The organism is Mesorhizobium sp. 1M-11 (assembly GCF_001303895.1).
In the GTDB taxonomy this organism is placed as follows: Bacteria; Pseudomonadota; Alphaproteobacteria; order Rhizobiales; family Rhizobiaceae; genus Mesorhizobium.
In genome coordinates, this window is the sequence record NZ_LJSD01000041.1 from 19,030 (window position 1) to 36,591 (window position 17,562).

At 59.8% G+C, this 17,562-nt stretch carries 16 protein-coding genes; 11 read left to right on the forward strand and 5 right to left on the reverse strand.

Features of this window, described 5'->3' with window-relative positions; genetic code table 11:
• Window positions 1–3: 3 nt before the first annotated feature.
• The 3 genes from AO692_RS17985 to AO692_RS17995 form a co-directional block, all read right to left on the reverse strand.
• The gene (locus tag AO692_RS17985; RefSeq protein WP_054311435.1) at window positions 4–996 is read right to left on the reverse strand and encodes a tripartite tricarboxylate transporter substrate binding protein; all 993 of its coding nucleotides are present in this window, start codon (window positions 994–996) and stop codon (window positions 4–6) included.
• Window positions 997–1,095: 99 nt separating this feature from the next.
• Window positions 1,096–1,872 (reverse strand): esterase family protein, encoded by a 777-nt coding sequence (locus AO692_RS17990; RefSeq protein WP_054311436.1) that lies wholly within the window; start codon window positions 1,870–1,872, stop codon window positions 1,096–1,098.
• A 3-nt stretch (window positions 1,873–1,875) separates the two neighbouring features.
• Window positions 1,876–3,042, reverse strand: coding sequence for an ATP-grasp domain-containing protein (locus tag AO692_RS17995; protein ID WP_054311437.1), 1,167 nt, complete (start codon window positions 3,040–3,042; stop codon window positions 1,876–1,878).
• 576 nt (window positions 3,043–3,618) lie between these two features.
• On the opposite strand from AO692_RS17995, the gene leuA reads away from it, so the two are divergent.
• From leuA to AO692_RS18020, 4 genes are all read left to right on the forward strand, one after another.
• Entirely contained in the window at window positions 3,619–5,295 is a 1,677-nt protein-coding gene (gene leuA / locus AO692_RS18005) for a 2-isopropylmalate synthase (RefSeq protein ID WP_054311439.1), read from the forward strand.
• A 143-nt stretch (window positions 5,296–5,438) separates the two neighbouring features.
• A complete protein-coding gene (locus tag AO692_RS18010; RefSeq protein WP_054311440.1) occupies window positions 5,439–8,393 on the forward strand; it encodes a hypothetical protein in 2,955 nt (984 codons plus the stop codon).
• Window positions 8,393–9,193 carry an alpha/beta fold hydrolase gene (locus AO692_RS18015; protein ID WP_054311441.1) on the forward strand — a complete coding sequence of 267 codons (801 nt, stop codon included), beginning with the start codon at window positions 8,393–8,395 and terminating at the stop codon, window positions 9,191–9,193. The genes AO692_RS18010 and AO692_RS18015 overlap by 1 nt, the downstream gene beginning before the upstream one ends.
• 93 nt (window positions 9,194–9,286) lie before the next feature.
• Window positions 9,287–9,910, forward strand: coding sequence for a hypothetical protein (locus tag AO692_RS18020; protein WP_054311442.1), 624 nt, complete (start codon window positions 9,287–9,289; stop codon window positions 9,908–9,910).
• Here the strand turns inward: AO692_RS18020 and AO692_RS18025 are convergent.
• The gene (locus AO692_RS18025) at window positions 9,900–10,820 is read right to left on the reverse strand and encodes a metallophosphoesterase (protein ID WP_054311443.1); all 921 of its coding nucleotides are present in this window, start codon (window positions 10,818–10,820) and stop codon (window positions 9,900–9,902) included. The two genes, AO692_RS18020 and AO692_RS18025, sit on opposite strands and share 11 nt — an antisense overlap.
• 52 nt (window positions 10,821–10,872) lie before the next feature.
• Between AO692_RS18025 and AO692_RS18030 the strand changes: the two genes are divergently transcribed.
• Complete coding sequence (locus tag AO692_RS18030) at window positions 10,873–11,373, forward strand: NUDIX domain-containing protein (protein ID WP_054311444.1); 501 nt, start codon at window positions 10,873–10,875, stop codon at window positions 11,371–11,373.
• A 1-nt stretch (window position 11,374) separates the two neighbouring features.
• Here the strand turns inward: AO692_RS18030 and AO692_RS18035 are convergent, their stop codons facing one another.
• A complete protein-coding gene (locus tag AO692_RS18035) occupies window positions 11,375–12,361 on the reverse strand; it encodes a glutathione S-transferase family protein (RefSeq protein WP_054311445.1) in 987 nt (328 codons plus the stop codon).
• Window positions 12,362–12,631: 270 nt separating this feature from the next.
• On the opposite strand from AO692_RS18035, the gene AO692_RS18040 reads away from it, so the two are divergent.
• The 6 genes from AO692_RS18040 (at window position 12,632) to AO692_RS18065 (ending at window position 17,477) form a co-directional block, all read left to right on the forward strand.
• Window positions 12,632–13,177 carry an N-acetyltransferase gene (locus AO692_RS18040; protein ID WP_054311466.1) on the forward strand — a complete coding sequence of 182 codons (546 nt, stop codon included), beginning with the start codon at window positions 12,632–12,634 and terminating at the stop codon, window positions 13,175–13,177.
• An 88-nt stretch (window positions 13,178–13,265) separates the two neighbouring features.
• A complete protein-coding gene (locus tag AO692_RS18045; RefSeq protein ID WP_054311446.1) occupies window positions 13,266–14,027 on the forward strand; it encodes a 3-hydroxyacyl-CoA dehydrogenase in 762 nt (253 codons plus the stop codon).
• 4 nt (window positions 14,028–14,031) lie between these two features.
• A complete protein-coding gene (locus AO692_RS18050) occupies window positions 14,032–15,207 on the forward strand; it encodes a CaiB/BaiF CoA-transferase family protein (RefSeq protein WP_054311447.1) in 1,176 nt (391 codons plus the stop codon).
• A 24-nt stretch (window positions 15,208–15,231) separates the two neighbouring features.
• Window positions 15,232–16,026 carry a HugZ family protein gene (locus AO692_RS18055; protein WP_054311448.1) on the forward strand — a complete coding sequence of 265 codons (795 nt, stop codon included), beginning with the start codon at window positions 15,232–15,234 and terminating at the stop codon, window positions 16,024–16,026.
• 139 nt (window positions 16,027–16,165) lie between these two features.
• On the forward strand, window positions 16,166–16,498 hold the full coding sequence (locus AO692_RS18060) for a metalloregulator ArsR/SmtB family transcription factor (protein WP_054311467.1): 333 nt from the start codon (window positions 16,166–16,168) through the stop codon (window positions 16,496–16,498).
• A gap of 175 nt (window positions 16,499–16,673) precedes the next feature.
• Window positions 16,674–17,477 (forward strand): RNA methyltransferase, encoded by an 804-nt coding sequence (locus AO692_RS18065; protein ID WP_054311449.1) that lies wholly within the window; start codon window positions 16,674–16,676, stop codon window positions 17,475–17,477.
• The last annotated feature ends 85 nt before the right edge of the window (window positions 17,478–17,562 follow it).

Genomic DNA, 17,562 nt, shown 5'->3' on the forward strand with positions numbered 1-17,562 from the left:
GAATTAGTCGACCTGAATCTTGGCCTGCTTGACGATCGGCTCCCACTTGGCGAGCTCCGCCTTGACGTGCGTTCCCAGCTCCTCTGGTGTCGAGCCGACGATGGTGGCGCTGAAATCGCCCATCTTGGCGATCACTGCCGGATCCTTCATCGCCTTGTTGGCAGACGCATTGAGACGGTCGACGACCTCCTTCGGCGTGCCGGGCGGGGCAAACAGCGCATTCCAGGTGTAGGTCTCATAGCCCGGCACACCAGATTCCGCGATGGTCGGAATGTCCGGGAATGACGGCACGCGCTTGGCCGTCGTCACGCCGAGCGCCTTTAGCGTCCCGCCCTTGATATGCGACGACGAGGACGGCAGGTTATCGAACATGATCGGCACCTGGTTGGCGACGACATCGTTGAGCGCCGGACCTGCTCCCTTATAGGGGATGTGCTGCATCTCGACGCCGGCCATGATCTTGAACAGCTCGCCCGACAGATGCAGCGGCGTGCCGATGCCTGATGAAGCATAGGAATATTTATCTGGCTCCGCCTTCAGCAGCGCGACCAGTTCCTGGACATTCTTGACCGGCAACTCCGGATTGACCACCAGCACGTTAGGCACGATGACCAGCAGTGAAACCGGCGAGAAGTCCTTTTCGGGATCGTATGGCTTGGTTTTCAGGATCAGCGGATTGAGCGCATGGGTGGCAACAGTGCCCATCAGGATGGTGTAGCCGTCCGGATCGGCCCGCGCGACGCGGTCGGCGCCGATATTGCCGCCTGCGCCGGCGACGTTTTCGACGATCACCTGCTGGCCGAGATCGTCCGACATCTTCTGCGCGATGATACGTGCGACGAGGTCGGTCGAACCACCGGCCGCAAACGGCACAACCAGCGTCACCGTGCGGTTGGGAAACTCCTGCGCGACCGACTGCGATGCCATGCCGGCCAACGGCAGCACCGACAGTCCCAGCGCCAGGACGGCGCGCCGCGTGAATTTAGAAAATGCCATGCTGTTCCTCCTCATCCTCGCCCCATGCGCGCCTCGCGCCCGAATTGGTTACGACAATCGCCCGAAGCAGACAACAAGGACAGGCTGCGGAAGATCGCGTCAATCCAGCCGGTGTTTCAAATCCTCGTCCAACCAGCGGCTGAAGAAATAGGGAAGCTGCTTGTGCCACCACGGCCAATCGTGGTCGACATCGCCGCCCCAATAGTCGACCCAGGCCGGGATCGCCTTGTCGCGCAACACTCGTTCCAGCGCATGTGTCTCGGCCAGCATCTGTTCTTCCCAGGCACCTTGCCCGCAGCAGAAAATAAGCCGCAGCGAGCGCAGCCGCGAAAGCAGTGCATCGTCGGAAACACCCGGCAGATAGTCGAGCGGGGAGTTGTAGTAGATATCGCCAGCCAGGCCGTCTCCCAGGAAACCTCTGGTGGAGTAAACGCCCGAAAGCGAAATCACGCCCGCCGCCAGATCGGGGTAGCGGAACACGAAATTCGACGAGTGATAGCCGCCCATTGAACAGCCGGAGAACAGCGGCTTCAAGGATCGACCGTTATTGGCCTCTGCGGCAATGACCGCAAACTCCGGCAAGGCTTCTTCGCGCAGATAGCGGAAATAAGCCTCATGCCGCGCGATCCGCTGGGTCGGGTCGCCGTGTTTGTCGAAGAAGCTCTCGCTATCGATGCCGTCCACCGTGAATAGCTGGATACGGCCGGTGTCGACAAACTCGGCGAGCGCGCCAACACCGCCGGCATCCTCGAATTGGAAGAACCGCCCCTGCGAGGTCGGAAAGACGATGACCGGTCGTCCGGCATAGCCGTAGTGCTTGTATTCCATGTCGCGGCCGAGCTTCCCGCTCCAGCGTTTGCTGTAGGAGATGTCCATCGTCTATGCCTCCTCGGCATGGATGTAGTCGACCGCCGCGCGCAGCGCCTGGCGATCCCGCGAACGCAGCTGATAGGCGTAGTTTCCCATGGCGCGGCTGAAGACCTCTTCGATGTCCTGATGGTGGACAATCATGTCGGCGTGGGCGGCTAGCACATCGGCATGGCTGTGGCGATAGCGGATGTGCTTCTTGCGGCTGGCATAGACGGTGAAATACTTGCCCTCGAACGGCCCACCGACCTTGTTCTTGACCACCATATCGGCCCATTCGGCATAGATATCGATATCGAAGGAGTAGTTGATCGCATCCGGCATCCAGGCGCCCGGCGGACGAATATTGACCTCCAAGGCGACGATCCGGCCCTGTTTGGTTTCGAACAGCTCGATATGAAAGAAACGTTCCTTGAGATCGAACGCCTTGACGATCTTGCGGCCGGCCTCTTCCACATCGGCCGGAATCTCGGGCCGGCAGGTGTAGCTCATGTGCTTGTTCTTGTTGACGACATCCATGATGGAATCGTCATATTTGGTGCTCGCGGCGAAGACGATCTCGCCGTCCCGATTGACAAGGCCGTCATAGGTTACGACCAATCCGTCGATGAACTCCTCCATGACGAAGCTCATGCCTTCCGGCTTGATGCGAAAGAACTCGTCCAGTTCGGCAACATTGGAAATCTTATAGGTGTGCGCGGCACCCGCGCCGGAATCCGGCTTCACCACCACCGGATAGCCGACCCTGCGCAGGAAGGTCATGGCGCCGGCGCGATCGGATGTCTTGCGCTGGGCGATCACATTGACGCCGGCCTTGCGGAAAGAGGCCCGCATGCGGCTCTTGCGTTTGATGTTCTTCACATAGTCGAGTTTTATGCCTTCGATATTGAAGTCGGTACGGATGCCGGCCTCCAGATCGAGCCAATGTTCGTTGAGCGACTCGAAGCGGTCGATGCGCCCCCATTTGTGGATGAAATGCCCCATCGCCCGATAGATCTGGTCATAGTCTTCCAGATCGGCGACGCGATAATATTCGCTGAGCGCAGCTTTGAGCCTGGGCGCCAACGCTTCGTAAGGTGCGTCCCCGATCCCCAGCACCGTCGCGCCGGCCTTTTTCAACCGATCGCAGAAATCGGCGCCGTTGGCCGGAAAATGCGGCGAGAAGAACACGAAATTCATGATCAGCCCTCCTGGCGCATGACCCCGAAAATCGTAATCGATTTTCGGAAAGGATCATGCGTCAAATCAAAGTGCTAGAGCGACCTTTGCGCGTCCGAAAGGACGCGCGGCGCTCTTGTCGCTGCGCTCACACCACGCCATCAGCGAACTCTGCCGCATTTGCGTGAAACCACAAAGGAAAACCGTTCGGGCACTCTGCCCGTAGACGATCGAGACGTCTCGCTTGCCTCGAACAGAACGCTCCTGTAAGAGAGCGACCATGAAGACGCGCCCAGCATCGTTGGCTTTCCGTCCGACCGGCCTCGCCGGCGAGACCATGCGCGCGCTTTCCTCGACCCTTCTTCTTCTCGGCCTTATCGGCGATCGCCGGGTCCGCTGAAGGAGCGCCCGGCGGTCGTTGCCGCCAGGGCTTTTATCCCAGGCAAGCTCCTCAAGTCACCAAACCAATTGACTTAGCCTAATGGCGCTGCTTGTGCTTCGGCGATGCCGGCCCAGCAGCCGGGAGATTGAAAGATGAGTTCCACACAACGAAAGAGCGTCGAGGTCGACATGCCCCAAGCTTCTGCCCCTAAAGGCATGCCGAATGCGGTACGCAAATACGAACCCTATCCCTTGGTTGGCCTCACCGACCGCACATGGCCGAACAAGAAGATCGAAAAAGCCCCGATCTGGTGTTCCGTCGACCTGCGCGACGGCAATCAGGCCCTGATCGATCCGATGGGCCATGAGCGCAAGGCGCGCATGTTCCAATTGCTGCTCGATATGGGCTTCAAGGAAATCGAGGTCGGCTTTCCATCCGCCTCGCAGACCGATTTCGACTTCGCGCGCTGGTGCATCGAGGAAAGCAATGTACCCGACAATGTCGATCTGCAGGTGCTGGTGCAATGCCGGCCTGAGTTGATCACGCGCACCTTCGAGGCGCTCAAGGGCGCCAAGACGCCGATCGTTCATTTCTATAATTCAACCAGCGAGTTGCAGCGCCGCGTCGTCTTCCAGAAGGACGTGACCGGCATCAAGCAGATCGCCACCGACGCCGCCAAGATGATCACCGACATGGCAGCCAAGGCTGGCGGCGGCTATCGCTTCCAGTACTCGCCGGAAAGCTTCACCGGCACCGAACTGGAGGTCGCGCTGGAAATCTGCAACGCCGTGACCGAAATCGTGAAGCCGACCCCCGACAACAAGCTGATCATCAATCTGCCGTCGACCGTCGAGATGTCGACGCCCAATGTCTACGCCGATCGCATTGAATGGATGATCCGCCATCTCGACAATCGCGACAGCCTGATCATCTCGCTGCATCCGCACAATGACCGCGGCACTGGTATCGCCACAACCGAACTCGGCCTGATGGCCGGCGCCGATCGTGTCGAAGGCACGCTGTTCGGCAATGGTGAGCGCACCGGCAATGTCGATGTGGTCACGCTGGCGCTCAACATGTTCACGCAAGGTGTCGACCCGGACCTGGATTGCTCCGACATCAACCGCATGAAGGATGTCTATGAGTATTCCAACCAGCTCAAGATTCCCGAACGCCATCCCTATGTCGGCGAACTGGTCTACACTGCTTTCTCCGGCTCGCATCAGGACGCCATCAACAAGGGCATGAAGGCGATCCAATCCGCCAACAAGGAAGTGTGGGAAGTGCCTTACCTGCCGATCGACCCGCAGGATGTCGGCCGCAGCTATGAAGCGATCATCCGCATCAATTCCCAATCCGGCAAGGGCGGTATCGCCTATGTGCTGCAGGCCGATTACGGGCTCAACTTGCCGCGCAATCTGCAGGTCGAATTCAGCCAGGACATCCAGGCCATCACCGACGCCGAGGGCAAGGAGGTGCCGGCAAAGCGGATCTACGATCGCTTTATCGACAGATACATCGAACAGCCCCATGGACGGCTGAAGTTTGTCGATCATCAGACCTTCCCCGATACCGCCATGAAAGGCCGGCGCGTCGTCGAGGCAGTGATCCTCGACAAGGGCAAGGAAACCATTATCAAGGGCACGGGAACCGGCCCGATCGACGGTTTCGTTGACGCGCTCTCGCGCCATATCGGCGTATCGATGTCGGTGCTCGACTATTCCGAACATTCCTTGCAGCGTGGTTCGAACGCTTCGGCGGTGTCGTATGTCGAAATGGAACATGATGGTGGCAAGGTTTTCGGTGCCGGCATCAACACCAACATCGTCGCCGCTTCCCTCGAGGCCGTTGTATCCGCGGCAAATCGTATAATCGGCCTCAAAACCCGCTGATTTCATCGCTTTGCGAAAACCCCGGCTGGATTTTTCCAACCGGGGTTGTAAAGATTCGAGCGGGCTTGGGACGGTATTGGCGTGGAAGCGCGAATATCGTGCGTAACGTTGTACGACCTGTGCCGGCTTGAGAGGTTCAATACTTGCAGCATTCCACGCCTGCCGCCCCCGCAGTGCGCGAAACGCTTGATAGACTCCTGGCGAGCCAGACATTTGGACGCTCCGAGCGCGCGCGTGAATTGCTGCGCTATCTGGTGGAACGGGAACAAGCGGGCGAGGCCGACAAGCTCAAAGGCTTTTCCATCGCCGTCGATGTCTTTGGCAAGGATGCCGGGTTCGACCCCTCCACCGATGCCGTGGTGCGTGTGCAGGCGGGCAGACTGAGAGAATTGCTCGACCAGTATTTTAGCGGCGAAGGCGCAGGCGAACCGATCCGCATCGTCATTCCACGCGGCAGCTATATCCCGAGCTATGAACCAAACGGGGTCAGAATTCCATCTCGGCAACAGCCGATCGAGCAGCAGGTTCCCGCCGTTCTGGAGCAGGTCCCCGCGACCGCATCGGCGAAACCCGTTTCCGCATCCGATGCGCAGGATCTGTCGGGTACAACAGTTATCCTGTTCAAGCATCTGCATGCCTTCTGGATCGCAATAGCGCTCTTTTTCATCATCATGATCACTCTCATGGTGCTTATGCTGCGCCAGACCTATGGGCCGGAGGTCGTTTCGGGCACCAAAAGCAACGGCGGGTCCGCAATCGGCAATTCGATGGCGGCAACATTGGAGAAGTTGCCAGCCGTCTATCTGGTTCTCGTAGAGAAGACCCCGCAGACCCAGCGCATTGAAACGATGTTGCGAGCTGGCCTTTCCAACATGGAAACGATCCAGTTCATAGACCGCAAGCCTGGCGAGGACGAAGCTCGAGCAAACAATCCGACGACCTTCGCCTTCAATCTTGGATCGGGCGCCACTCTTGGCAGCGTGACCATCGAAGTCAAAAATCTCAAAACGGGCCGTGTCCTCAATTCGGAAACGCTGTCTGCATTCGAAACCACCGCTTCACAGGCCAGCGATCATGTGGCCAAGATTCTGGGCGACGTAACCGGCCCATTCGGTTCGATCTATGGTTATATCGAGCAAAACCGACTGCAGAACGATCTGACCACATGCGTCATCCTCTCGAAGACGTATCCGTCCGATCAGAGCGCCAAGAACCACGAAGCCGCCTATCGTTGTCTCGAAGATCTGGTCGCGCATGGCGAAGCATCCGCGATGATCTATGCGCAGCTTGCAGGGCAGCAGCTGGACGCGATCGTCTGGGGCTATCCTTATCCGCCGGATCCAAGCGTGCAGCAGGCGATGGCTCTCGTGAACAAGGCCATCCAGATCGACCCGACCAGTTCCCGCGCCTATCGCATGGCCGCTTACGCCGAAGGGGTTGTCGGGAATCAGAAAGAGAGAGTTCGCTGGGCGAAGAAGGCCCTTGATGCAGCTCCCTATGATCTGAGGACTGTCTATCACTACGGCTGGGCGCTGGTGATGGCAGGAAACTATCAGGAGGGCACGGCACTTCTGGCGCGCAGCCTCAATCTCGCCAATCCGCACAGCAAATGGCTCGACTATGCCCTCTTCCAGGGCGCCTTCATGGAAGGCGATCAGGAGTTGCAGAAACGCGCGGCATTGGCGTTATCGGCAGTGGAACCCCAGCCTGAATACCTCGCAGCGCAGCTCATCGTAGCTGTAAACAGCCGCGACAATACCGAAGCGGCGCGGATACTGACGGAGATCAACGACAAATTCCCCGAATTCGCAGCGAGCCCGCGCGCGATGTTCCTCAAAAATCACTATCCACCCGATTTGACTGAAAAACTGCTGCAAGCGTTGTCGGCTGCCGGTTTGCCACGTACCGCGCCTGCCGGGACCGAACCATTGCAAGCTCCACCCGCCGTCGCCCTTCCGGGTTCGGAAGATCTACCGACCGTGTACTTGACGGTGAAGGGAACCGGGAGCGCGGTGGAACGTGTTGTTACGGCCCTTCGCGCAGGGCTGACACATTTTGAAACCATCAATTTTGTCGGGCGGGAGCCAGCCCCGGATCGTAACAAAGCAGCGGACGGAACGAGCTTCGTCTTCAATGTCCAGTCAGGCCCTACGACAGGCAGCGTGGCTGTTGAGGTGCAAAACCTGCGAAGCGATACGGTCGTTCTGTCCCGCAATCTGGCGGCCTTCGACGCCACCACGTCCCAGGTCGGTCCGCAGGTCGGGAAGATCCTCGGTGATACCGCGCCCGTTTCAGGCGCCATTTACACCTTTCTGGCACGAAATGGCCTCGCCAAGGGTTTGGTTGATTGCCTGATCCAGGAGAATGCTTTCGAACTCGCAGCCAACGCCAAGATTCACGAAAGCGCCTATCGTTGTTTCGAAGCCCTGGCCAACAGCGATGCCAAGTCGTCAATCGTCTATTCGAGCCTGTCGACTTTAACCACGACCGGCCTGATCTGGCGCTATGCCTACCCGCTCAACGCCTCGCTGGAAAAAGCCGGGGAGTTCGCGCAACGCGCGATACAAGCGGACCCCTCGTCTCCGCGCGCCTACAATGCCAAAGCCTATATATCGAACCGACTGGGCATATGGGCAGACACCGTGCAGTGGACCTCCAAGGCGTACGAGATTAACCCATATGATCCCCAGGCGATCGCCTCTTACGCTTATGCGCTTACCTTCAGCGGCGACTATGCAAAGGGCATGGCTGTCATGACTCAGGCAATCGAAGCTGCAAACGGCGCGCACGCCGCGTGGTGGGACTACGGCCTTTTTGCAAGTGCCTATATGCAAGGCGACAAGGAGCTTGCGGCCAGGGCGGTTGCTCCTCTCGCAAGCGTCGCTCCCAATCCGCTTTTTCTCACGGGCAGATTGATCGTCGCATCCGAAGGCGGCAACCCGGGCTTGGTGAAAGACATCGTCGATCAATTGGAAGCAAATTTCCCAACATTCATGGCCGACCCGCGGGCAACTCTCACCAAGCGCAACTACCCGCCTGATATGGTAGAGAAGTTCATTGGAGCCCTTCGGACAGCGGGAGTGAGCGGCGCGACCTGATGACCTCAACGAGCCTTTTTGCCCACAAACAGGGAACTGGGTCGGACACAATTGTGCTGCTGCACGGATTTGGCGGCTCACACAGCGTCTGGACAGAGATAGGATTTCAACTTGCCAGCGAGGCCGGGATCATCGCCTATGACCTACCGGGCCATGGTGCCTCCCTGAAAGTCGAAGGCGCGCGGTCGCCCAAACAGATAGCCGGGGCCATTCTTGCCGACATCGTGGAACGTGACGTCGATCGCATCCATTTGGTCGGCCATTCGATGGGCGGAGCCGTGGCGACCTTGATGGCGCTCTCGGCCCCGGAGCGCTTTGCGTCGCTGACACTGTTGGCGCCGGGAGGCTATGGCGAAGAGATTGATGCGCCCCTGCTGCGCCGATTTGCAAAGGCTTCTCAGGTCGATGAAATCCGGGCATGCCTGGCCGCGATGTCGGGCCCCGGGCACATCGTCTCCGAGCAGGCGGTTGCCGACGCCGAGACCATGCGAGCCTATCCTGGCCAGAAGGAGAAGCTCGCTGAGATTGTGAAGGCCATCACTCGTGGAGGACGCCAGGGAATCATCCCTGCCGAACTGGTCGCCGGTCTTGCAATGCCTGTCGCCGTGGTCTGGGGCGTATTGGACTCCATCCTGCCCGTCAGCCAGGCCGATAATTTGCCTGAACATTTCGACCTGCACCTGGTGCCGGTCGCCGGCCATATGCTGACCGACGAGGTGCCCAGCCTGATCGTCGAGCTGCTGCGCGGTATCCTGCGAAATCAGGCAAGCAGTTCGATTTCGACATTCGAATCCCGCTGAAGCCTTTCAGAAATCATTCCGACACAATCGCGATGGATGAAATCCGTCCCGGTTCATGTTAACCGGTGGTTTACCAAACCGCGAGGCAAGACGATGCCGGAAGCAGGCGAAACCGTAACTCCCATCAACCAGGCGCGCAGCAAGCTGTCGGAGGCCGTTCGCGATGTGAAGAACGCTCTGGCCGATCGTGACGATGTCGTCGTCGACATGCGTGAAGCTCATCGCATGCGTCTTGAATTGCTGGCCTCAGAACTGGCGCCGGTCTTTGCCGATGTGCCATCCGATATCGACTATTTCGATTTCGCGCTGTCTTCAGGACTGCAGCCACGCCTGTGGATTGACGCCGTCAGCCATGTCGCGATGGGCCGGGACCGCCGAACCTATCGCTTCGTCAAGGACACCCGCCTTGGCCGTGTCGTGTTGGCTGAATCCCAGGACATGAAGATCGTTGGCGACCAGGTCACCCGCTACCTGGCCGAGCGTCTGATCGAACGGCAACGCCTTATGGAAGGCGGTATCGAACCGGTGGAACGGCCCACGCCTCAGGCCAGTTCGGAAGTGGAACCAAAACCCCAGACCGCGGACGGCCCAACGCGTGGACGCACGATCCTCGGCGGGTTTGGCCTGGTGCTGCTTGGCGCCCTCGTTGGCCTCGGTGTCTCGGCGGCGCTGTTTTGGGACCGCCTCGTACCATTGATCGAAAGCCTCAAGCTGTAGATCTCTCCGGTTCGACGCCCAGTTCCAATGTCTGAAGGTCGGCAGGGGCGAGCGCAGGTCCGGTGAGGCCACGGCGCGTCAACCCGATACGCCAACCGTCCGCCGCTCTTTCGATCTCGATCAGGTTGTACTGGGCAGCAGGATGCCGCCCTCCCGGCCCCTGCCCTGCTGCCGCGACGCCCACAACCGGCAGTCGGTTGGTACGCCCGATCCAGAACAGCGTTGGGTCGTGCGAATGGCCATGCAGCACAAGCTCGGCGCCATGCTGCTTGACGAGCTTCTGAAACCGGCGGATGCCGAAAAGTCGCTTGGTCTGGGCCACTGCACCGCGGATCGGCGGATGATGGATGAGGATCACCCTGCACAGGCCCCGCTTGCCCGTTTCGTCCAGGAGCTTTGCCAAACGCTCAGCCTGCTTCTCCTCGAAGAAACCATTTGCCATGAATGGCGCGGTTGCTCGCGCGGTAGATACCCCGATCAGCGCGACTTCGCCTCGCAATCTCAGATACGGGAAACTGTGGCGATCGACCTGGATGTTGGCGCCATCGCCGCTCATCCAGGGTGCCCAGGCGCGACATGCCTTGTCGAAGGCCCCGGGCACATAGGCGTCGTGATTGCCGGGCACCACGGAAACATCACGTGGCGATCCAAGCATTTCCAGCCACAACCGGGCCAATTCGATTTCGCTGTCCAGCGCCAGATTGACCAGATCTCCTGTTACCGCAATGTGGTCGGCGCCACCTGCCTTGAGGTCAGCCACCAGCGTGTCGATGACGGCGTCGTGCATGGTACGGCGGCGGTTGCGTTGCCAGTTGACGTAGCCCAGCACGCGCTTGGAGGCGAGATCGCGATACGATACACCGGGCAGCGGGCCGAGATGGGCGTCGGAGAGATGCGCAAGCCTGAACATGAAACCTTCTTAAGCGACCGATCGTTCGCAATCCACCTGTGGTTCATCTGAAATGACTGGCAACGATCCCGAACAACCCTTCCGCCAGAGCGGCTGGCCACGCCTACGGACAAAATTCTTTCACCTCCTGTTCCTGCTAAGGCGACCGATGACCCTCGGCGTGCGGGGACTTGTCTATGACCGCGAGCGCAATTCGATCTTTCTCATCCGCCACACCTATGTTCCCGGCTGGCAATTGCCGGGCGGCGGTGTCGAGAAAGGCGAGACGATGGAAGAAGCGCTCGCCCGCGAACTCGAGGAAGAGGGCAACATCGCGATTTCAGCGGCGCCAGTGCTGAAATCCATGCACTTCAACAGGCTCTCGAGCCCGCGTGACCATGTCGGACTCTACCTGATCGAGGCCTTCCGTCAGATCGGGCCGAAACGTCCCGATCACGAAATCGCCGAAGCCGGCTTCTTCCCGCTCGACCGACTGCCTGAAGGCACGACACCGGCGACCTTGAGGCGCCTCGCCGAGACATTCCATGGCGTGACGGTTTCGCCCTACTGGTAGATCATGCTGCCTTCTTGAACCGCGCGCGGTCGTGCGGAGCCAGATGATCCATCTCCGGTCCGACAGGGACGATGCCGGTCGGATTGATGTTGCGATGGCTGGCGTAGTAGTGGGCCTTGATGTGGTGCATGTCGACCGTCTGAGCCACTCCCGGCACCTGATAAAGATCACGCAGGTAGTTCGAGAGGTTCGGGTAGTCGCCAATGCGGCGCAGGTTGCATTTGAAATGGCCGACATAAACTGGATCGAAACGGACAAGCGTCGTGAACAGGCGCCAGTCCGCTTCGGTGAGACGATCGCCGACGAGATAGCGTTGGCGCGATAATCTCGTTTCCAACCTGTCGAGCGTCGCAAACAAATCCGCGAATGCTTCCTCGTATGCAGCCTGGCTCGTCGCGAAACCGGCGCGATAGACGCCATTGTTGACGGCCCCATAGACCTCTTCATTGACGGCATCGATTTCGGCGCGCAGTGCCTGCGGATAGAAATCGACCGTTGAATCTCCCCATTCATCGAAGGCCGAGTTCAACATGCGAATGATCTCGGACGACTCGTTGGAAACGATCGTCTGCTCTTTCCTGTCCCACAGAACAGGCACGGTGACGCGGCCGGAATAGGCCGGATCGGCCTTGGTGTAGATCTGGTGGAGGAAGTCGAGACCGTAGAGCGTATCTCCCGTCGCGCCGTCTTCAGGCAGGAAAATCCAGCCATTTTCGAGCATCAGATGGTGCACGACCGAGACGGAGATCACCTTTTCGAGCTTCTTCAGCTCCCGGAAGATAAGCGTGCGATGCGCCCAGGGACAGGCCAGCGAAACATAGAGGTGATAGCGGCCGGGCTCGGCTTTGAAACCACGCGAACGGCCTTCCGCCGGCTTGCCGTCGACGGTTATCCAGTCGCGCCACTGCGATTGGGAGCGTTCGAACCTGCCGCTGCTACCGGTATCGTACCAGCGGTCGTGCCATTTGCCATCGACAAGCAAACCCATCCACTTTCCTCCTGTCTTCTGGTTTCAATTTAGGAGGCGTGCCGGGCCTGGGGAATGCATTTTGGCTGAACACACTGTCAAACGCTGGCGCAACGCCAATCAAAACATCGATTGCGATCAAGAAAGTTTGATGCTAGCGGAAAATCCGCATGTTCGACTTTGCAACGATCCGGTTCGACCGACGACGAAAGATCGCCCGCGCTTGAAGCGCTGACTGGCGAACGCTGCCGCTTGCAGCAACCTTTCCTTGCATACCGGAACGCAAAGACCATGAGCCTTGCCGACGTGACCTACCTGCCGGAAACCCCGGCGTATGATCCCGAGATCGAATCCATCAACGAGGAAGCCTTCGGGCCTGGGCGGTTCACCCGCGCCGCCTACAAGATCCGCGAAGGCGGTCCCCATGAACGCGACCTCTCTTTCGTGGCCGTGAGCGGCACTACCGTGGTCGCCTCGGTGCGTATGACCCGTATCATGGCGGGTTCCGGCAAGGCATTGCTTCTTGGACCTTTGGCGGTGCGCCCTGCCTTCAAGAATCTCGGCATCGGCCGCAAACTCGTGGCTATGGCACTGGAAGCAGCGGTGAAGGCCGGTGCGGCTTGCGTCGTCCTGGTCGGTGATGAACCCTACTACGGTCCGCTTGGCTTCAAGCGAATCCCGCGCGGACAGATTTCTATGCCACGACCCGTCGATCTCGATCGTCTCCTGGCACACGAAATCGAACCCGGCGCCGTGGCCAGACTGACCGGCATGGTCCATCACGCCGACCAGGTCGGCCATGACGCCGACCGTGTCGGCGCCATCGAGCCGGCGTAACGCGACGTCATCCGTCCCAGATTGCCTTGCCTGTTGCAGCGCCTGCCGCGGGCCCATAGCATATTCCAACGAGCGAGGAGAACAGCGCATGAACCCACACGGCCAGATCGCAATCGTGACCGGCGGCGGCTCGGGTCTTGGCGAAGCGACGGCGCGCGCGCTGGCGGCCAAGGGGGCCAAGGTCGCCCTCTTCGATGTTGGCATTGACCGTGCTGACAAGGTGGCAGCGGACATCGGCGGCATCGCTGTCAAATGCGATGTCTCCAGCGCAGAGAACGGGGCGGCGGCGGTGGCCGAGGTTGCGAAATCGCTTGGAGAGCCGCGGATCCTGGTGAATTGCGCCGGCGTAGCCATCGGCGTGAAGACGGTTGGTAAGGACGGCCCGCATCCCCTCGACCAATACCGCAGGGTGATCGAGGTCAATCTGATCGGCAGCTTCAACATGATCCGGCTGGTTGCAGATCGCGCCGCCAAGCTTGAACCACTGACCGGTGGCGAGCGCGGCGTCATCGTCAACACCGCCTCGGTTGCCGCCTTCGACGGACAGATCGGGCAAGCCGCCTATTCGGCCTCCAAAGGCGGGGTGGTCGGCATGACCTTGCCGGTGGCACGCGACCTCGCCCGCTCCGGTATCCGCGTCTGTACGATCGCGCCCGGCATCTTCAAGACACCCATGATGGCCGGCATGCCACAGGAGGTGCAGGATTCGCTCGGCGCTGCCGTACCCTTTCCGTCCCGGCTCGGCGAGCCGTCCGAATATGCGGCTCTAGCGCTGCATATCGTCGAGAACCAGATGTTGAACGGCGAAACCATCCGCCTGGATGGCGCCATCCGCATGGCGCCGAAATAGGCCGATGACGGAGGCCACCCCGCAGGGAGCCAAAAGCGGACCGCTGGCCGGACTTGCGGTGATCGAAATGGCGGGATTAGGCCCTGTCCCGCTTGCCGCTCTCATGCTTTCCGAGATGGGAGCGACGGTGCTCCGCATCGAGCGCAGTGGCCCCACCCGGCATATCATGCCGCTGCCGGTCGAATATGATCTCGACCGGCATGGCCGCGATATCCTTGCCCTGGATCTGAAGCGTCCTGAATGCGTCGAACTGGTGCTGCGGCTTGCCGAGAAAGCCGACATCTTGATCGAAGGCTTCCGACCGGGCGTGATGGAACGGCTCGGTCTCGGACCAGATGGGATCCTGGCGCGCAATCCGGCGCTGGTCTACGGACGCATGACAGGTTTCGGACAGGACGGCCCCCTTGCCGAGCGCGCCGGTCACGACATCACCTATCTTGCTTATTCCGGTATCCTGCACGCTATCGGTCACGAGGGTGGAAGACCGGTGCCGCCGCTCAACCTGGTTGGCGACTATGGTGGCGGGACAATGATGCTGATCGCCGGGCTGCTTGCCGCCCTGTTCCAACGCTCGCGCAGCGGTAGGGGTCAGGTCGTCGACACGGCCATGGTCGAAGGAGCCTCCATGCTCACCCTCCCGCTTCAGGCCGCAATGGCGGCGGGCCTCTGGAACGATCGGCGCGGCGTCAACCTTCTCGATTCCGGTTGCCCCTTTTATGACACCTACGAAACCGCCGACCGCCACCATATCGCCATCGGGTGTCTGGAGCCGCAATTTTTTGCGGAATTTGCCCGTCTGCTGCCACTCGATCAGCAATTCGTAGCGGGTCAGTATGATCAGAAACTCTGGCCGCGGATGCGCGAAACCATAGCCGCGCGGGTGCGCGAGAAGTCCCGCGGCGAATGGGACCGGCTTTTTGCCGGGACCGACGCTTGTGTCGCGCCGGTATTGTCCTTCACCGAGGCGCGGCAGCATCCACACAATCGTGCGCGCGCCGCTTTCGTCAATGTCGGCCGCTTCCCCAGACCGGCTCCTGCTCCTCGCTTTTCGGCGACGCCATCCGCGGCAAGCGGACCCGCTTCCGAAAACGAACGGACGGTTGCCTCGATCCTGGCACGCTTCGGTTTTCAGGAAGACGAAACTGCGACCCTTGTCAAAACCGGTGTCATCGGCCGATAAGTGGACAGTGATATTCATCTTATTATGGTGAGCGCCGTGGAACAGTCGAAGAAAGACGTCATCCGGGAAACCGACGCCCAGTCGATCCAGTTGGCTAAAACGCTGCTTCGCACGGCGCGCCATGGGGCGCTTGCCGTCATCGATCCGGCCTCGGGCACGCCCCTTGCCAGCCGCGTTGGCGTCGCCACCGACATCGATGGAACGCCGCTTATCCTGATCTCCATGCTCGCCCCGCATACGGGTGCTCTGCTTGCCGATTCACGCTGCTCCTTGCTGGTGGGCGAACCAGGCAAGGGCGATGCTCTCGCTCACCCGCGCATGACGCTGGTCTGTCGCGCCACCCGGCTGGAGCGAGGCACACCTGAACAGATCCGGGCAGAACGGCGCTATCTCAACCGCAATCCCAAGGCCAAGCTTTATGTCGGCCTCGGGGATTTTTCCTTCTTCCGGCTCGAGATCGAGCGCGCCTCACTCAATGGCGGCTTCGGAAAGGCTTATCTGCTGGATCATTCGGATCTGATCGTGAACGGCGCGATCAATGATGCATTGGCTGAAAGCGAGCAGTCCGCGCTCGACCACATGAACAGCGAGCATCTCGAAGCGATTGCGGTCTATGCCCATCACTACGCCAAAGCAGGCAACGACGGTTGGACGCTGACCGGATTTGACGCGGATGGAATGGATCTGGTCAATGGCGATCGGGCGGAACGCGTCTTCTTTCCCAACCGGCTGGAAACGCAGCAGGATCTGCGCAAGACACTCGTGGAGATGGCGAAGGCTGGCCGCGCTGCCGCAGAACACGAAACCTTCAGAACTTGAGCGAAAATTGAACTGCCGATCACAGAGCTGTGACCTAAGGTTGCATCCGACACTTGCATCACTTAATAAAATTAGTGTATGAGTGAATCATAACGCCATTGCCCCCATGGCTTCCGTGCAGAAGAAAGGTGGGCATTTGATGCTTCCAGAAAACCAGGTGACCGAAACCGCCGCCGCGTTCCTCACGCTCATGGGCAACGAGAAACGCCTCGCCATCATGAATCATCTCATCGATGATGAATTGACGGTGGGAACGATCGCCGAAAAGGTGGATCTCAGCCAATCTGCTCTCTCGCAGCATCTGGCGAAGCTACGCGCGTTCGGTCTCGTCCAGACGCGCCGCGACCGACAGATGATCTACTATTCCTGCCGCTCGGACGCCGTTCGCCAATTGCTTCGGACTCTCGGTACGATTTTCGGCGGCAGCTCCGAAGCGCAGCAGCCTTCGCGGTTTCTTGGCACCGGCAACTGAGCGCGATAGATCGTCCTGGTTGTATTGATATCGGTGAACCCAGCCATGCAGCCGTGGAAGGCTGCAATATGGATGGCTTCCGAAACCAAGCCCATCCCGCTATAGCGACCGAGACGTCTGAGCCGGATAGACATCGGCGCAGGCATGAAAACCTTTCGCTTCCCACCGGTCGCTGATGGAAACCATTCGTATCGATGATCCGGAAGATCCTCGGGTCGCTCCATATCTCGACATTCGCGAGCGCGATCTCGTCGGCAGACAAGGACGCTTCATCGCCGAAGGCAAGGTCGTCCTGAACGTGCTTTTGAACAGCAGCCGTTTCCAGGCCGAATCCATGCTCGTGCTGGAAAACCGCCTCTCTGGCCTCGACGAGACCTTCAAAGAGGTGCCGGCGCAGGTGCCTGTCTATGTGACCAGTCGCCAGGTCATGGATCGTATCGTCGGCTTTCCCATTCACCGCGGCATATTGGCTGCAGGAAAGAAGGGGACACCCCTGCAGGTCGGCGACATCCTCGACACGCTCCCGCAAAAGGCGTTGGTCATCGTGGCCGTCGGCATCGCCAACCATGACAATCTGGGAGCGATCTTCCGCAACGCGGCTGCCTTTGGCGCTGACGCGGTTTTGATCGACCCGACCTGCTGCGATCCTCTCTATCGCAAGGCGATCCGGGTTTCGGTCGGTGCCGCGCTGAAGGTGCCGTTTGCAACCGTTCCGGATCCCGCCGTCCTGGCTGCCGACCTCATAGCCAGAGGCTTCGAGAGTTTCGCACTCTCTCCGCGCGGCGACACGAATATTCGCAACGTCGAGCCACATCCGAAGGCCGCCCTCTATCTCGGCACGGAAGGAGAAGGCCTGCCGGCTGCCCTGTTGGCGCGAATGCAAACGCTACGCATTGAGATGGCCAAAGACTTCGACAGCCTGAATGTCGCCGCTGCTTCGGCCATCGCCCTGCATCACTTCTCTGCAAACGGCCGTTGAGCCTCAGGGCGATTTGGGCGGATAAGAAACTCTGGTTTTGCCAGGCCAGAGCAATTCCAGCAAAAGTACAAAAGCGGAAACGCTC

What these genes read in the sequence shown, in the direction of transcription:
- AO692_RS18050 (WP_054311447.1), top strand. Translation starts at nt 14,032, where the DNA reads ATGACGGAGGCCACCCCGCAGGGAGCCAAAAGCGGACCGCTGGCCGGA.
- AO692_RS18045 (WP_054311446.1), top strand. Translation starts at nt 13,266, where the DNA reads ATGAACCCACACGGCCAGATCGCAATCGTGACCGGCGGCGGCTCGGGT.
- AO692_RS18035 (WP_054311445.1), bottom strand. Translation starts at nt 12,361, where the DNA reads ATGGGTTTGCTTGTCGATGGCAAATGGCACGACCGCTGGTACGATACC.
- AO692_RS18065 (WP_054311449.1), top strand. Translation starts at nt 16,674, where the DNA reads ATGGAAACCATTCGTATCGATGATCCGGAAGATCCTCGGGTCGCTCCA.
- AO692_RS17985 (WP_054311435.1), bottom strand. Translation starts at nt 996, where the DNA reads ATGGCATTTTCTAAATTCACGCGGCGCGCCGTCCTGGCGCTGGGACTG.
- AO692_RS18055 (WP_054311448.1), top strand. Translation starts at nt 15,232, where the DNA reads ATGGTGAGCGCCGTGGAACAGTCGAAGAAAGACGTCATCCGGGAAACC.
- AO692_RS18040 (WP_054311466.1), top strand. Translation starts at nt 12,632, where the DNA reads ATGAGCCTTGCCGACGTGACCTACCTGCCGGAAACCCCGGCGTATGAT.
- AO692_RS17990 (WP_054311436.1), bottom strand. Translation starts at nt 1,872, where the DNA reads ATGGACATCTCCTACAGCAAACGCTGGAGCGGGAAGCTCGGCCGCGAC.
- leuA (WP_054311439.1), top strand. Translation starts at nt 3,619, where the DNA reads ATGCCGAATGCGGTACGCAAATACGAACCCTATCCCTTGGTTGGCCTC.
- AO692_RS18060 (WP_054311467.1), top strand. Translation starts at nt 16,166, where the DNA reads ATGCTTCCAGAAAACCAGGTGACCGAAACCGCCGCCGCGTTCCTCACG.
- AO692_RS17995 (WP_054311437.1), bottom strand. Translation starts at nt 3,042, where the DNA reads ATGAATTTCGTGTTCTTCTCGCCGCATTTTCCGGCCAACGGCGCCGAT.
- AO692_RS18025 (WP_054311443.1), bottom strand. Translation starts at nt 10,820, where the DNA reads ATGTTCAGGCTTGCGCATCTCTCCGACGCCCATCTCGGCCCGCTGCCC.
- AO692_RS18020 (WP_054311442.1), top strand. Translation starts at nt 9,287, where the DNA reads ATGCCGGAAGCAGGCGAAACCGTAACTCCCATCAACCAGGCGCGCAGC.
- AO692_RS18030 (WP_054311444.1), top strand. Translation starts at nt 10,873, where the DNA reads ATGACTGGCAACGATCCCGAACAACCCTTCCGCCAGAGCGGCTGGCCA.
- AO692_RS18015 (WP_054311441.1), top strand. Translation starts at nt 8,393, where the DNA reads ATGACCTCAACGAGCCTTTTTGCCCACAAACAGGGAACTGGGTCGGAC.